The organism is Allobosea sp. RIT-PG3_2 (genome assembly GCF_057321085.1).
In genome coordinates, this window is sequence record NZ_JBXWCA010000012.1 from 118691 (window position 1) to 131504 (window position 12814).

General features: G+C 67.6%; 15 protein-coding genes and 1 other RNA gene. 5 read left to right on the forward strand and 11 right to left on the reverse strand.

Annotated elements, in window-relative coordinates; all coding sequences use genetic code 11:
* Positions 1-72: 72 nt before the first annotated feature.
* Positions 73-729 carry a TetR/AcrR family transcriptional regulator gene (locus AC2FAN_RS25445; RefSeq protein WP_265054777.1) on the reverse strand — a complete coding sequence of 219 codons (657 nt, stop codon included), beginning with the start codon at positions 727-729 and terminating at the stop codon, positions 73-75.
* Between the two features lie 55 nt (positions 730-784).
* The gene (gene ybgC, locus AC2FAN_RS25450) at positions 785-1189 is read right to left on the reverse strand and encodes a tol-pal system-associated acyl-CoA thioesterase (protein ID WP_485176823.1); all 405 of its coding nucleotides are present in this window, start codon (positions 1187-1189) and stop codon (positions 785-787) included.
* A gap of 159 nt (positions 1190-1348) precedes the next feature.
* Between ybgC and AC2FAN_RS25455 the strand changes: the two genes are divergently transcribed.
* Positions 1349-1864, forward strand: a complete 516-nt coding sequence (locus AC2FAN_RS25455) for a hypothetical protein (protein ID WP_485176825.1) — start codon at positions 1349-1351, stop codon at positions 1862-1864.
* A 48-nt stretch (positions 1865-1912) separates the two neighbouring features.
* On the opposite strand, the gene AC2FAN_RS25460 is transcribed toward AC2FAN_RS25455, so the two are convergent.
* The 5 genes from AC2FAN_RS25460 to ruvC are packed head-to-tail and all read right to left on the reverse strand — an operon-like array spanning position 1913 to position 5138.
* Positions 1913-2449, reverse strand: a complete 537-nt coding sequence (locus AC2FAN_RS25460) for a DUF3828 domain-containing protein (protein ID WP_485176826.1) — start codon at positions 2447-2449, stop codon at positions 1913-1915.
* Positions 2446-3471 (reverse strand): Holliday junction branch migration DNA helicase RuvB, encoded by a 1026-nt coding sequence (gene ruvB / locus AC2FAN_RS25465; protein ID WP_485176892.1) that lies wholly within the window; start codon positions 3469-3471, stop codon positions 2446-2448. Before ruvB ends, AC2FAN_RS25460 begins: the two co-directional genes overlap by 4 nt.
* Before the next feature lie 23 nt (positions 3472-3494).
* Entirely contained in the window at positions 3495-3983 is a 489-nt protein-coding gene (locus AC2FAN_RS25470) for a GNAT family N-acetyltransferase (protein ID WP_485176827.1), read from the reverse strand.
* Positions 3980-4597: a Holliday junction branch migration protein RuvA gene (ruvA, locus tag AC2FAN_RS25475; protein WP_485176828.1), complete on the reverse strand. Its 618-nt coding sequence runs from the start codon at positions 4595-4597 to the stop codon at positions 3980-3982. The genes AC2FAN_RS25470 and ruvA overlap by 4 nt, the downstream gene beginning before the upstream one ends.
* A 25-nt stretch (positions 4598-4622) precedes the next feature.
* Positions 4623-5138, reverse strand: coding sequence for a crossover junction endodeoxyribonuclease RuvC (ruvC, locus tag AC2FAN_RS25480; RefSeq protein WP_485176829.1), 516 nt, complete (start codon positions 5136-5138; stop codon positions 4623-4625).
* A gap of 153 nt (positions 5139-5291) precedes the next feature.
* Between ruvC and AC2FAN_RS25485 the strand changes: the two genes are divergently transcribed.
* Positions 5292-6071, forward strand: coding sequence for a sulfite exporter TauE/SafE family protein (locus tag AC2FAN_RS25485; protein WP_485176830.1), 780 nt, complete (start codon positions 5292-5294; stop codon positions 6069-6071).
* Positions 6072-6222: 151 nt separating this feature from the next.
* Here AC2FAN_RS25485 and AC2FAN_RS25490 read toward each other — a convergent pair whose 3' ends face one another.
* Positions 6223-6969: a YebC/PmpR family DNA-binding transcriptional regulator gene (locus tag AC2FAN_RS25490; RefSeq protein WP_265054770.1), complete on the reverse strand. Its 747-nt coding sequence runs from the start codon at positions 6967-6969 to the stop codon at positions 6223-6225.
* Positions 6970-7207: 238 nt separating this feature from the next.
* On the opposite strand from AC2FAN_RS25490, the gene AC2FAN_RS25495 reads away from it, so the two are divergent.
* Positions 7208-8563: a globin-coupled sensor protein gene (locus AC2FAN_RS25495; protein ID WP_265054769.1), complete on the forward strand. Its 1356-nt coding sequence runs from the start codon at positions 7208-7210 to the stop codon at positions 8561-8563.
* Positions 8564-8784: 221 nt separating this feature from the next.
* Here AC2FAN_RS25495 and AC2FAN_RS25500 read toward each other — a convergent pair whose 3' ends face one another.
* The 3 genes from AC2FAN_RS25500 to ssrS all read right to left on the reverse strand — a co-directional run bounded on the left by AC2FAN_RS25500 (position 8785) and on the right by ssrS (position 10565).
* Complete coding sequence (locus AC2FAN_RS25500; protein ID WP_485176831.1) at positions 8785-9609, reverse strand: TIGR00282 family metallophosphoesterase; 825 nt, start codon at positions 9607-9609, stop codon at positions 8785-8787.
* A 205-nt stretch (positions 9610-9814) separates the two neighbouring features.
* Positions 9815-10402: a 5-formyltetrahydrofolate cyclo-ligase gene (locus AC2FAN_RS25505; protein WP_485176832.1), complete on the reverse strand. Its 588-nt coding sequence runs from the start codon at positions 10400-10402 to the stop codon at positions 9815-9817.
* A 6-nt stretch (positions 10403-10408) separates the two neighbouring features.
* Positions 10409-10565, reverse strand: a non-coding RNA gene (ssrS, locus tag AC2FAN_RS25510) — 6S RNA.
* A gap of 168 nt (positions 10566-10733) precedes the next feature.
* Here ssrS and ybgF point away from each other — a divergent pair.
* On the forward strand, positions 10734-11675 hold the full coding sequence (gene ybgF / locus AC2FAN_RS25515) for a tol-pal system protein YbgF (RefSeq protein ID WP_485176833.1): 942 nt from the start codon (positions 10734-10736) through the stop codon (positions 11673-11675).
* Positions 11676-11701: 26 nt separating this feature from the next.
* Positions 11702-12742, forward strand: coding sequence for a tRNA lysidine(34) synthetase TilS (gene tilS / locus AC2FAN_RS25520; protein WP_485176834.1), 1041 nt, complete (start codon positions 11702-11704; stop codon positions 12740-12742).
* Positions 12743-12814: the final 72 nt, after the last annotated feature.

The window sequence follows — 12814 nt, forward strand, 5'->3', positions numbered from 1 at the left end:
GAATGTAAATCACATTTACATAAATGGATCCAGCTGCGCCGATTGTCAAGAAGCCTGCCGCCCGGAATTGCTTCAGTCGGGCTTCGCCGCGCCCTTGGGGCCGATGCCGAGGCCCTGGAGATAGATCAGCATGCCGGCCTCGAGCAGCTCGGCTGCCGACATCGGCAGGGGGCGACGGCCGCCATCGGCCCGGCCGAACAGGGCTGCGACGCCGTGCGACATCGCCCAGACATGCAGCGCCATCATCAGGGCCGGCGGGCGCTTGCCCTGCGGCAATTGCGCGATCAGGGCCTCCGCCGCCTGCCGCAGCCCGGCGAAGGCGCGATCGGCCGCCGCGCGCAGCTCCGCGCTGGCATCGAGCGGCACGCCGGCCTCGAACATGGCCGAATAATAGGCCGGCTCGTCATGGGCGAAGGCGAGATAGGCGCGGCCCAGCCGGTGGAACGCGGTCTCGGGATCGGGCTTGCCCTGGTCCCAGGCGCGGGCGAGGGCGGCCTCGAAGGCCTGGAACCCGCGTGTCGCGACATCAGCCAGCAATTCGTCGCGGTCCCGGAAATGGCGATAGGGCGCGGCGGGGCTGACGCCGGCCAAGCGCGCAGCCTCGGCGAAGGTGAAGCCGTTCGGCCCCTTCTCGCCGATCAGCCCGAGCGCGGCCCGCACGAGTTCCTCCTTGAGGTTGCCGTGGTGATAGCCGCGGGGCGTTTCGGGTCGGTCGCGCTTCCAACTCATGTAAGGAGCGCTAACATACGGGCGGCCGGCGCGTCGATGGGCATGCGCGATATCGTCATTCGTCGAGCATCAACCGCTTGCGTAGCTCATCGGGGATACGCCGCGCCCGGCCGGCGCCGACGCAGGCGACCTTGACCGCGGCCGCGATCAGAACCTCCTCGCCGCGCAGCACGCGCTGCTCCAGGTCCATGGTCGCCCCGCGCGCTTCGACCGAGCGGGTCTCGACGGTCAGCAGGTCGTCCATCACGGCAGGGCGGAGGAAATCGATCGTCATCTTGCGCACCGCGAAGCCGAGCGCGGTCTCGCCGTCGAAAAGCTCGCGCTGCTCGATGCCGAGCGCGCGGATCAGCTCGGTGCGCCCGCGCTCCATGAAGCGCAGATAGGAGGCGTGGTAGACGACGCCGGAAAAATCCGTGTCCTCGTAGTAGACACGAATGTCGATGCGGTGGGTCCTGGTCATCTCGCTCCGGCCGTTATCCATCGGTCGGCCACGGCATAGACCATCGTGCGCGCAAGCGGAACGGCCTGGCCGGACGGGAGGCCTGCGACGATCGCGCCCGGAACCCAGCCGTGAAGACGGGCGTTGGCCGTTGCGTAGCCAACTGCAAGGGAGGACATGATGGCCCAATCGACAAAGGCGACGGCGCGGCTGCTCGACAAGACCGAGCTCGATCTCGTCGCCCGCACCCAGCGGGGCGCGATCGGCTCGCTGTCGGCAGATGACTTGCGCGAGCTCGCCACTCAGTTGCGCGAGCGCCGCGACAAGGCGCGCGACGGCGCGCGCCGCCAGAAGCGCGAGATGCGCGGCAAGGCCGAGCCCAAAGGCGCGAAGCCGGCCAGCGACAACAGTGGCACCAAGGCCAAGGCCGACGCGCTGACGGCGGCCTTGAAGCGCGTCGGCGCCGAGCGCACGCGCCGCGCCGAGAAGGAAAGGGCACCCAGCCAGCGCAGCATTGCGCGCAAGGCACTGGCGCTGAAGCAGCGTCAGAATGCCGTGGAACGGCCAAGCAGCCGGACCGCCGGCAAGGGCATGCAGCCGGTCGAGAATCCGAAGGCAGTCAAGTCGGGCGCCCTCAAGGATGCCGGCGCCCGCCCCGCGATGATGCGCGCGAAGATGGCTCGCCGTAGCGGCTGATCCGTCGGAGCGTTCCGGGGACGCGGTTGTCTCAGGCCCTGCGAGCGCTCAGCGCTTGCAGGGCTTGTTCATGAAGGAGCCGCAGTCATAGGGCTTCGAGAGCTCGTCGCGGATCGAATAATCCTTGCCCTCGAAGCGGTTGACGATGTCGTCGATGCGCCATCCGCCGCCTTCCTCGACCATGCGGAACCGCACGGTGACCGGCTTGAAGCTGCGGAAGGTGGCGGTGACCTGTGCCTTGCCGTTCGCCGGCTTCTCGGTGACGGCGACATGCAGCTTCTTCACCTCGCCATCCTGGCCATTGATGAAGGGATCGGCACCGATCTGGCCCATCTCGCCGCTTTCGTCCTGATAGAGATCGTCTCGGGCGAAGAGAGCGGCGAGGCTCTTGCTGAGGAGTCTGTCGCGATGCGGCGGGCGCCAGGGCGGCTGGCCGGAAGCCGCGAGCGTCTTGATGGTGATGGCATAGGCGTCCTTCACCGGCCGGTCCGGAGTTGCCTCGGCCGCGCGGGCCGCGATCGCCAGCAGGGCGGTGAGCCCGGTCAAAGCGAGCGCGAGAGCAAGCTGGCGGATGGCCGCGATCATGGCTCGCTCTCTTCGTCCCCGAACAGGCCGAACTGCGCGGTCTCGCGCGATGGCTCGGGCATGCCGAGATGGCGGAAGGCGTGGGGCGTCAGCAGGCGCCCGCGAGGGGTGCGCTGGATGAAGCCCTGCTGGAGCAGGAAGGGCTCGATGATCTCCTCGATCGCGTCGCGCGGCTCGGAGAGCGAGGCGGCGATGGTCTCGATCCCGACCGGGCCGCCGCCGAAATTGATCGCGACGGTGGTGAGGTAGCGCCGGTCCATCTGGTCGAGGCCGATAGCGTCGACGTCGAGCAGGGAGAGCGCCTTGTCGGCGACCTTTCGGGTGACGATCGGGTCGCCGTCGACGATGGCGAAGTCGCGCACGCGCCGGAGCAGCCGGCCGGCGATGCGCGGCGTGCCCCGGGAGCGCTTGGCGATCTCGTTGGCGCCGTCATCCGACATTGGCACGCCCAATACGCGGGCGCCGCGCGCGACGATGCCCTGCAATTCCTCGACCGTGTAGAACTGCAGGCGGATAGGGATGCCGAAACGGTCGCGCAGCGGCGTCGTCAGCAGGCCCGCGCGGGTGGTGGCGCCGACGAGAGTGAACTTCGGCAAGTCGATCTTGACCGAACGCGCCGCTGGCCCTTCGCCGATGATGAGGTCAAGCTGGTAGTCCTCCATCGCCGGATAGAGGATTTCCTCCACCGCCGGGTTGAGCCGGTGGATCTCGTCGATGAAGAGCACGTCGCGCTCCTCGAGATTGGTGAGCTGGGCGGCGAGATCGCCGGCCTTGGCGATGACCGGCCCCGAGGTCGAGCGGAAATTGACGCCGAGCTCGCGCGCCACGATCTGCGCCAGCGTCGTCTTGCCGAGACCAGGCGGGCCGACGAATAGGACATGGTCGAGCGCGTCGCCACGGCTTTTGGCGGCGTTGATGAAGACCTGGAGATTCGCGCGCGCCGCGGCCTGGCCGGTGAAATCGGCGAGCGAAAGCGGGCGCAGCGATGTTTCGCTGTCGTCCTCGCGGCGTTCGGCCGTCATCAGCCCGGAGCGTTTCGGCTCGCTCACAGCGCGATCTCCAGTTCGAGGGCGTCGTGGATCGGAATGTCCTTGTATCCCGTCTTGATGATGGTCGGCACGACCGAGCGATAGGCGTCGATGGCTTCGAGATAAAGCCCCGAGAGGCGAAAGCCGCGGCGCTGGTAGAAGGTCATGCCGGGCATGTTGTCGTTGGTCAGCATCGCCTTGAGCCTCTTGGCGCCGGCCTTGCGCGCCGAGAAGATGACGGCGTCGAGCATGCGGATCGCCACGCCTTCTCCGGGCTTCAGCGAGTGGAGCGCGCAGAGATAGGCGGTGTCGCCCCTGACCGTCCAGCTCGCCAGCGCGGCCGTCGTGCCGTCAGGCTCGAACAGGCCGAGCGCGTCGATCTCGGCGACGTCGTAGACGTGCAGGCCGATCATCATGCTGTGCGAGCCCCAGCTCGCCAGCATGATCCGCAGGAGCTCGCTCTTGTCGGTGACGATGCGCAGGTCCAGCTCTTCGGGCGCGCTCACTTCGCCAGTTCCTTCAGGCCCAGCTTGATGAGCTGGGCGGTGCCCGCGCCGTCTCCGGCCGCCTTGGCGGCAGCCGCGACCGCCGCGATGGCCTGTGCCTGAGGATAGCCGAGATTGGCGAGCGCCGAGACCGCGTCGGCGATCGGCTGCGGCAGCTTCCTGTCTTCAAGCGCGCCGGAGAGCTGGACGATGCCGGGGTCGATATGGCCGAAGGCCGGTGCCTTGTCCTTGAGCTCGGCGCAGAGGCGCTGGGCCAGCTTGGGGCCGACGCCGGGGGCGCGCGCGATCGCGGCCTTGTCGTTGGTCGCGATGGCGGTGGCGAGCGCACCGGGATCGAGCGTCGAGAGGATCGCGAGCGCGACCTTGGCGCCGACGCCCTGTACCACCTGCATCAGCCGGAACCAGTCCCGCTCGACATCGGACATGAAGCCGTAGAGGCGGATCGCATCCTCGCGGACATGGGTCTCGATCGAGAGCGCTGCCGCCTCGCCGGGCTTGGGCAGGCGCTGCAGCGTGCGCGCCGAGCACTGCACGACATAGCCGACGCCCTGCACGTCGATGATGACGTGGTCCTCGCCGTAGGAATCGATCAGGCCCTTGAGCTTGCCGATCATGGTTGCCGTCCCCCAACGGTCACGTTCAACCCGCCGCGCGCATCTGCGCAACGAGCGCCTTGATGCCGCGATGCTGGGCATGGCAGATCGCGACCGCGAGCGCGTCCGCCGCGTCGGCGGATCTGGTCTCGGCCTTGGGCAGCAGCACGCGGATCATCGCCTGCACCTGCTTCTTGTCGGCGTGGCCGACGCCGACCACGGTCTTCTTGACGAGGTTGGCGGCGTATTCGGCGACGCTGAGGCCCGCGAGCGCGGGCACGACCAGCGCGATGCCGCGGGCCTGGCCGAGTTTCAGCGCCGATTGCGGATCGCGATTGATGAAGGTCTCCTCGACCGCGGCCTCGTGCGGGCTGTGCGCGGCGATGACATGGTGCAGGCCCTCATGCAGCTGCCGCAGGCGCTCGCCGAGGGACAGATTGCCGTCGCTCTCGATGCAGCCGCAGGCGACGAAGGAGAGCTTGCTGCCTTCGGAGACGACGATGCCCCAGCCGGTCTTCCGGAGGCCGGGATCGAGACCGAGGATGCGAATCGCGGGTGCCATGACACGCCCAAACTAGCGGGTGTTTCGGACTTGTCCCATGCGGAACTTGAGTGGAGATGAATTCTCCTCATCGATCCCATCAAAAAGGAAAGCTGTTCTTGCAGGAGGCCGGCAGGCATGTTCGCCAGAGAATTATCCTCTCGCGCCGATGCCATGCCTTTCAGCCTTGCCTCCTTCATGCCCGGCCTGACGGCCGACGGCATCGCCGTCCTGCTGGCCGCTACCCTGCTCGGCGGGCTGGTGCGCGGCTTCACCGGTTTCGGCTTCGCGATGGTGTTCATGCCGCTGGCCTCGATGGTGCTCGGGCCGGTGGCGGCGCTCGGGCTGATCTGGTTCATCGACCTGCCCTTCGCCTTGCCGATCGCGGCGCGCAGTTCCAAGAATGCCGAGTGGAGCGAGATCCTGCCGCTGCTGCTGACGGCGACATTGGCGCTGCCGGCCGGGATCTGGCTGCTGATCTGGCTCGACCGCGAGACGATGCGCTGGCTCCTCGCCCTGCTGGTGCTTCTCGCCGTCGGCCTGATGGCCTCGGGCTGGCGCTATCACGGGCGCCCGACGATCCCGCTATCGCTCGGTGTCGGCGCGCTGTCGGGACTGTTCAACGGCATGGCCTCGATTGGCGGCATGCCGCTCGCGGTGTTCTGGCTCGGTGCGCAGCGCAACGACCGGCACAAGACGCGGGCCAACATGCAGACCTTCTTCGGCGTCTCGACGCTGATCAGCGGCACCGTTCTGTGGTGGAAGGGCATCCTGACCGGCGGCGCGTTGCTGATGGCGGTGCCGCTCTTCGCGGTCTACGGCGTCGGGCTCTGGGCCGGCACGCATGGCTTCCGGCTCGCTTCTGAGCAGAACTTCCGGCGCGGCGCCTATCTGGTGATCTTCTTGAGCGCGCTGATCAGCCTGCCGCTCTGGGATGTGGTGATCGGGCGGTGACAGGAGCCGCGGTGCCTGTTCGCGTCATTCCGGGCAAGCGAAGCGCAGACCCGGAATCCATCGTAGAGCGCAAGTGCCTGTCGATGGATTCCGGATCAGCGCCGCTTTGCGGCTTGTCCGGAATGACGTCGACGGGTTGAAGGAAAGAAGTTCAGGCGCTGAGCTTGGCCATGATGTCGTCGGCGATCTCGAAATTGGCGAAGACGTTCTGGACGTCGTCGTCATTGTCGAGCGCTTCCATCAGCCGCATCATCGAGGCGGCCTTGTCCTCGTCGAGCGGGGCCGTCGTGGTCGGCCGCCAGACGGGCTTGGCCGAGGCCGGGGCGCCGAGCGCGGCTTCGAGGGCCTTGGAGACCTCGTTCAGGCTGTCGAAGGCGCAGAGGATGGTGTGGCCGTTCTCGTCCGAGATCACATCGTCGGCGCCGGCCTCGATCGCGGCGTCCATGATCTTGTCGGCATCGCCGGCCTCCGGCGGATAGGTGATCTCGCCGACGCGGTTGAACATGAAGGAGACGGAGTTGCTCTCACCGAGCGCACCGCCCGCCTTGGTGAAGTAGGAGCGGACGGCCGAGGCGGTGCGGTTGCGGTTGTCGGTGAGCGCCTCGACGATGACGGCGGCGCCGCCGGGACCATAGCCCTCGTAGCGGACCTCATCGTAATTGTCGCCTTCGCCGCCGGCCGCCTTGTTGATGGCGCGCTGGATGTTGTCCTTCGGCATGTTCTCGGCGCGGGCGGCGAGAACGGCCATGCGCAGGCGCGGATTCATGTTGATGTCGGGCATGCCCATCTTGGCGGCCACGGTGATTTCGCGGGCCAGTTTCGAGAACAGCTTGGAGCGCACCGCGTCCTGCTTGCCCTTGCGGTGCATGATGTTCTTGAACTGTGAATGGCCGGCCATGGGGACTCTTTGCCCTCTGAGAAGATGGAACCATGGGAACATCGCCCGCCGGCGCGGGCCGGAGGCGAATGGAACGGCCTTATAGGCGCGGGCTTCCGTGGCAGGCAAGCGTCCGCTGGGCTTCCGGCCGAGAAACGGCGGCGAAGCCGCCGTTAAGCCATTCTTTGCCATAGATGAGCATTATGCCGGCGCCCCGCGGTGACTTCCTGCCGCTACCTTCTCCAGCCCCCGTGACGTCGTGACATCCAACTCCATCGCCGCGCAGGAGCACCGCTTCCAGGCGTTCCGGATCTTCAACGAAGATATCGAACTTCTCGGTTCGCTGGCCGGCTTTGCGCGCGATCGGCTGCCGAAGCTGCTGGAGGAACTGCACGCGCAATTCGCGCCCTGGCCCGAGATCGCGCAGGCCCTGCGCAGGCCCGACGTGCATGAGCGGCGGCTCGCGCATTGGATAAAGCTTGCGTCGGGGAATCTGGGCGAGGGCTACACCGAGTCGGCACGCGGCCTGGCGACCGTGTTTCACGATCGCGGCGTGCCGATCTATGCCGTGGTGATCTGCCACGCGATCGTCTCGAACGCCATCATCGTGGAACTCGGGCTTGACCGCCGGAGCATGATGGGGCTGTCGAGCTTTTGGCAGAGGCGCAAGCTCGATCGGCGCATCGCGATGCGTACAGCGTTGTCCAAGGCGACGCAGCTCGATCTCGAATTGCTGCTGGAAACCTACGCCGTCGTTCAGCAGGAAAGCCGCGACCGCACGCGCCAACAGATCGAGACGTTCGAGATCACCGTCCGGGAAGTGGTGAGCGCGGTGAACGCCAGCGCCGGCAAGGTCGGGCGGCTCGCGGCATCGGTCGAGAACGTTGTGGGGGAAACCAGCGCCCAGGCCGAGCGTGCCGTTGGGGCGGCGGAGAGCGCCTCCGACAACGTCAGCAATGTCGCGACGGCAACGAACGAATTGTCGATTTCGCTCGACCATGTCGCGGCTGAGGTCGTGCGGGCATCGACGATTGCGCATGAGGCCCATGCCGCGGCCCAGAAGACCGACGCCATCGTCAAGAGCCTGGCACATTCGGCGGAGACGATCGGTTCTGTCGTGGAGATGATCCAGACGATCGCCAGCCAGACCAACCTGCTGGCGCTCAACGCCACGATCGAGGCTGCGCGTGCCGGCGAGACGGGCCGCGGCTTCGCCGTCGTCGCAACCGAGGTGAAGCAACTTTCGGCGCGCACGGCCAAGGCCACCGACGAGATCGCGGCCCAGGTCCCGGCCATGCAGGCGGCGACGCGCGAGGCGGTCGCCGCGATCGAGAGTATCGTCGCCTTCGCCAGCCAGGTGAACGGGATCGCGGGTGCGGTCGCGGCCAGCATCGACGAGCAGCGCGCCGCGACCCAGGAGATCGCCCGCAGCGCCGATCAGGCGGCGATGGGCACGCAGGAGAATGCCGAAACCATCGTGCAGTTGAGCGACAGCGCGCAGCAGGCCGGAAAGGCGGTGCATGACGTGCTCGACGTGGCCGGAACGCTGTCCCGTCAGGCGGAGAGCCTGAATCACGCCTTCGACGATCTGATCCGGCAGAACCGCGCGGTTTAGAGCCTGCCGGGCTTGAATGGGACCACAACGTCATTCCGGGGCTTCGCGTCAGCGAAGAGCCCGGAACCCATGAACACTGGATTGGACGAGAAGCCTCGTTGGATCGCGTCTTTCGATGGGCTGGTGTTCATGAGTTCCGGGCTCGGGCCTTCAGCCCGCCCCGGAATGACGGCGTGGTTCCGTGTCAAACCGGCGTGCTTCAGAGCCGTCGGCCGACCTCGTCAGGCTTGCGCCCAGCCCGGCAGGGCCTCGCTGAGATGCGGGCCGACCCGCACCGCCCAGACCGCCTTGGCCAGCCCCGTCGCATCGTCGATCTCGACGGCGACGCCCGACAGCGTGCCTTCGCCGGTTGCCGGCTCCAGCCTTGCGCCAGGTACCTTCTGCAGGAAGCGGCGCACCGGCTCGTCCTTCTGCATGCCGAGCACGGAATCATAATCCCCGCACATGCCGGCATCCGACTGGTAGGCGGTGCCGGCCGGCAGGATGCGGGTGTCGGATGTCGGGGCATGGGTATGCGTGCCGACCACGAGGCTGGCGCGGCCGTCGAGGAAATAGGCCATGGCCTGCTTCTCGCTGGTCGCCTCTGCATGCACGTCGACGATGACGGCATCCGCGACTTCGCCGAGCGGGCAGGCGGCGAGCTCGCGCTCGACCGCGGCGAAGGGATCGTCGAGCGGGTCCATGAAGAGGCGGCCCATGACGTTGACGACGAGGACGCGGGCGCCGTTGCGAGCCTCGATGACGGTCGCGCCGCGGCCGGGCGTGCCGGGCGGATAGTTCGCCGGGCGGATCAGCCTGTCCTGTCTGGTGATGAAGACCAGGGCCTCGCGCTGATCCCAGGAATGGTTGCCGAGGGTGACGACATCGGCGCCCGCCGCCAGGATCTCGTCGCAGATCGCCTCGGTGATGCCGAAGCCGCCGGCGGAATTCTCGCCGTTGATGATGACGCAGTCGAGCTTCCAGGCCTCGCGCAGGGCGGGCAGGCGCTCCTGCACTGCGATCCGGCCGGGGCGGCCGACGATGTCACCGAGGAAAAGCAGACGCATAGAGGGCTCCGAACGCGTGAGATCGCCCACCGCACAAGCCCTCATCCTGAGGAGCGGCCGCAGGCCGCGTCTCGAAGGATGCTCCAGAAGGCACCGGAGACTCCTGGAACATCCTTCGAGACGCCGTTCCTGCGAACGGCTCCTCAGGATGAGGGCTGTGGATTGGCAGTTCCGTCCCACTCCGTGGCCCGAAAGCCCGGCGGAATCAACCGCAGCGAATGGTTTCGCGTTCGGTCACGATCCAGTCGAGGCGCCGGTCGTGAGGCTCGTCGGGGACGGCCTCGATCTCCTGTGCGCCATAGCCGATGCCGATGCTGACGGTGGGGCCGAGCTCCGCAAGGGCGCGATCGTAATAGCCCTTGCCGTAGCCTATGCGGTAGCCGCGCCGGTCGAAGGCGGCGAGCGGCACGATCAGGATGGCGGGCTTCGCCTCGGGCTCGGCCGGAGCCGGAACGAGCGTGCCGAAACCGCCGGGCACGATCGGCTCATAGGGCGCCCAACGGCGAAAGATCATGTGCTTGTCGACGATGGACGGCAGGCAGAGTGGCAGGCCGCGCTCATGCAACGCTTCGAGGATCGGGCGCGGATCGGCCTCGGACCGCATTGGCCAATAGGCGGAAACCGGGCCGGGGCCCTCCCATACGGGCAGCGCGAGGACGCGCGCGGCGATTTCGGAATCCCATTCGAGTCGGTCGTCGATCTCGAGCGCGTCCCGCCGGTCGAGCGAGGCCGCGCGAAGGGCGGCTTTCCGGGGGGAGGGCGTTACAGGCGCATCGGCGGGCATCGTCGTCATGAAGGTTGCGGAGCCACCTCGGCCGTGGAGTTTTGAATCCCGGGACACCTACAGAAGTAGGTGGGCGCCGTGTGTCCGGATCCAGGGACCCGGTCAGGGACAGCTCCCTAGGGAGTCGTATGGGCCCGGGGAATGCTGTCTCGCACGCACCAGGCAGCCCCGCTCAGCCAATGTAAGTAAGCTGCCGGCAAAGCGCCAGAGGCGATTTGCATCCATGCACCGGGATGCCTTGCGCCTCCCGGCAGGGCGAGCCATGAAAGTGTTCATATTTTGGCCGTGGTGCGCAGGTGATATAGACAGGCGCGACATATTCGGAAAACCGGTTTCATCGATGCTTCGTTCGATCCTTGCCCGTCATCTTTCCCGTCCCGGGCTGACGGCGCTCGCCCTCGCTGCGGCGCTTTTCGGCGGCGCCGTGCCGGGTTCGGCGCAGGATGCCGCCGATCTGCTGGTCCGCACCACGCGGCTGGAAAACCAGCTGCGCCAGATGTCTGGCCAGATCGAGCAGCTCCAGTTCGAGAATCGCCGCCTCAGCGAGCAGGTGCGCAAGTTCCAGGAGGACGTCGATTTCCGCCTGAGCGAGAAGGGCGGCGGGCGCTCCGGCGGGGCTGCGCCGGCCCCCATGGCGCCGCCGCCCGCCGGCGGCGCGCCTGCGCCCCAGCGCCAGCGGCGTGGCGATGCTTTCGATCCGACGATGCAGCAGGGCGCGGCTGGCGCGCCGCAGCAGCTCGGCGGCGGCATCGCCGGCATCATCGAGGATGAGTACGGCGGAGGCCCGGCCACCGGTCAGCCGCTCGACCTGCAGGGCGTCGGGAGGCCCGTTCCGCAAGGCGGCCTGTCGCAGGCCATGCCGCGCGGACCGAGCGTCGCCGCCGCCAGCGGGCCGCAGAGCGCGAAGGAAGCCTATGATCTCGCCTTTGCCTCCTTGCAGCGCAAGGAATTCGAGCAGGCGGAGATGGGTTTCCGGCAGTTCCTGCAGAGCTATCCGCGCGACCGGCTGGCGGTCGATGCCACCTACTGGCTGGGCGAGAGCTATCTCCAGCGGCAGCGCTATCGCGAAGCTGCCGAGCAGTTCCTGAAGATTTCGCGGGAATCGCCGAAGGCGACCAAAGCGCCGGACAGCCTGCTGAAACTCGGCATGGCGCTGAACGGGCTCGGAGCCAAGGACCAGGCCTGCGCGACCTATGCCAAGGTCGGTGTCGACTATCCTGCGGCGTCCAATTCCGTGCGTCAGGGCATTGCGCGCGAACGGCGCCGCTCCGGCTGCGCTTGAGCGCGGCATCTCAGAACGAAACGACGATGTCGCCGGTCTCGCCTGTCGAGGCCGGCGAACTCTTTATGGGGCTGGCGTGCGAGGCAGCGCTGCTCGTCGCCGTGTCGGGCGGCCCGGATTCGGTCGCGCTGCTGGCTCTGCTCGCCGAATGGAGGCGGGCCTCCGGCCGGCCAAAGCTCCATGCCGCAACCGTCGACCACGGCTTGCGGCCGGAATCGGCAGAGGAGGCGGTTGCCGTCGGATCGCTCTGTGACCGGCTCGGCATCGAGCACAGGATTTTGCATTGGGACGGGCCGAAGCCTGCCAGTGGCCTCCAAGCCGAAGCCAGACGCGCCCGCTACGCATTGCTGGCGGGCGAGGCGCGGCGGCTTGGCGGGGCGGTGCTGGTCACGGCCCATACGCTCGACGACCAGGCCGAGACGATGCTGATGCGGCTCGCTCATGGCTCCGGCCCATCCGGTCTGGTCGGGATGCGGGACCGTGTCGAGAAGGAAGGTATCGTGCTCGCCCGCCCGCTGCTCGGTGTCCCAAAGGCGCGGCTGGTGGCCACTGCAGAGGCGAGGGGGCTGCCCTTCTTTCGGGACCCGAGCAATGCCGATCCGCGTTTCGAGCGCGTCCGCTGGCGGGGCGCGATGCCGGTGCTGGCGGAACACGGGCTGACGGCCGAGCGCTTCGGGCGCCTCGCCGAGCGAATGGCGCGGCTGGACGCGGGGGCGGCGCAACGTGCGCGGGATGTCTTCGCGGTGGTCCGCATGCCATCGGAACCCCATTCGGAACCCGACGAGCAGCGCCTGCGACTCGACTTCCGGGCTCTGTTGACGGAGCCGGAGGAGATCGTTCTGCGTGTGCTGGCGCTGGCGCTAGAGGGCGTCACGGCCGGTGGTGACGGCTACGGCCGGCTCGAGCGGCTCGAAGAATGCGTGCAAGCCCTGCGCGACGCTGCGAAGGCGGGTTTCGCCATCAGACGGACATTGTCCGGCTGCATTATCGCGCTTGGCCGAGACGGCGTGTTGGCCCTTCGGCGAGAAGGGCCACGGCGACGCGGTGTTCACCCTGCGACATCTTAGTGCCGCCTCCCCATCTGTTTCCCTTGGCAAGGGCGTGTGCCGCACCTAGATTACCTGAGCAAACCCTTGGCC

Excerpts from the sequence above, each read along its gene's own strand:
- AC2FAN_RS25460 (WP_485176826.1), bottom strand. The coding sequence starts at position 2,449 with ATGATCGCGGCCATCCGCCAGCTTGCTCTCGCGCTCGCTTTGACCGGG.
- ruvC (WP_485176829.1), bottom strand. The coding sequence starts at position 5,138 with ATGGCACCCGCGATTCGCATCCTCGGTCTCGATCCCGGCCTCCGGAAG.
- ruvA (WP_485176828.1), bottom strand. The coding sequence starts at position 4,597 with ATGATCGGCAAGCTCAAGGGCCTGATCGATTCCTACGGCGAGGACCAC.
- tilS (WP_485176834.1), top strand. The coding sequence starts at position 11,702 with ATGTCGCCGGTCTCGCCTGTCGAGGCCGGCGAACTCTTTATGGGGCTG.
- AC2FAN_RS25500 (WP_485176831.1), bottom strand. The coding sequence starts at position 9,609 with ATGCGTCTGCTTTTCCTCGGTGACATCGTCGGCCGCCCCGGCCGGATC.
- AC2FAN_RS25455 (WP_485176825.1), top strand. The coding sequence starts at position 1,349 with ATGGCCCAATCGACAAAGGCGACGGCGCGGCTGCTCGACAAGACCGAG.
- AC2FAN_RS25490 (WP_265054770.1), bottom strand. The coding sequence starts at position 6,969 with ATGGCCGGCCATTCACAGTTCAAGAACATCATGCACCGCAAGGGCAAG.
- ybgC (WP_485176823.1), bottom strand. The coding sequence starts at position 1,189 with ATGACCAGGACCCACCGCATCGACATTCGTGTCTACTACGAGGACACG.
- ruvB (WP_485176892.1), bottom strand. The coding sequence starts at position 3,471 with ATGACGGCCGAACGCCGCGAGGACGACAGCGAAACATCGCTGCGCCCG.
- AC2FAN_RS25485 (WP_485176830.1), top strand. The coding sequence starts at position 5,292 with ATGCCTTTCAGCCTTGCCTCCTTCATGCCCGGCCTGACGGCCGACGGC.
- ybgF (WP_485176833.1), top strand. The coding sequence starts at position 10,734 with ATGCTTCGTTCGATCCTTGCCCGTCATCTTTCCCGTCCCGGGCTGACG.
- AC2FAN_RS25445 (WP_265054777.1), bottom strand. The coding sequence starts at position 729 with ATGAGTTGGAAGCGCGACCGACCCGAAACGCCCCGCGGCTATCACCAC.
- AC2FAN_RS25505 (WP_485176832.1), bottom strand. The coding sequence starts at position 10,402 with ATGACGACGATGCCCGCCGATGCGCCTGTAACGCCCTCCCCCCGGAAA.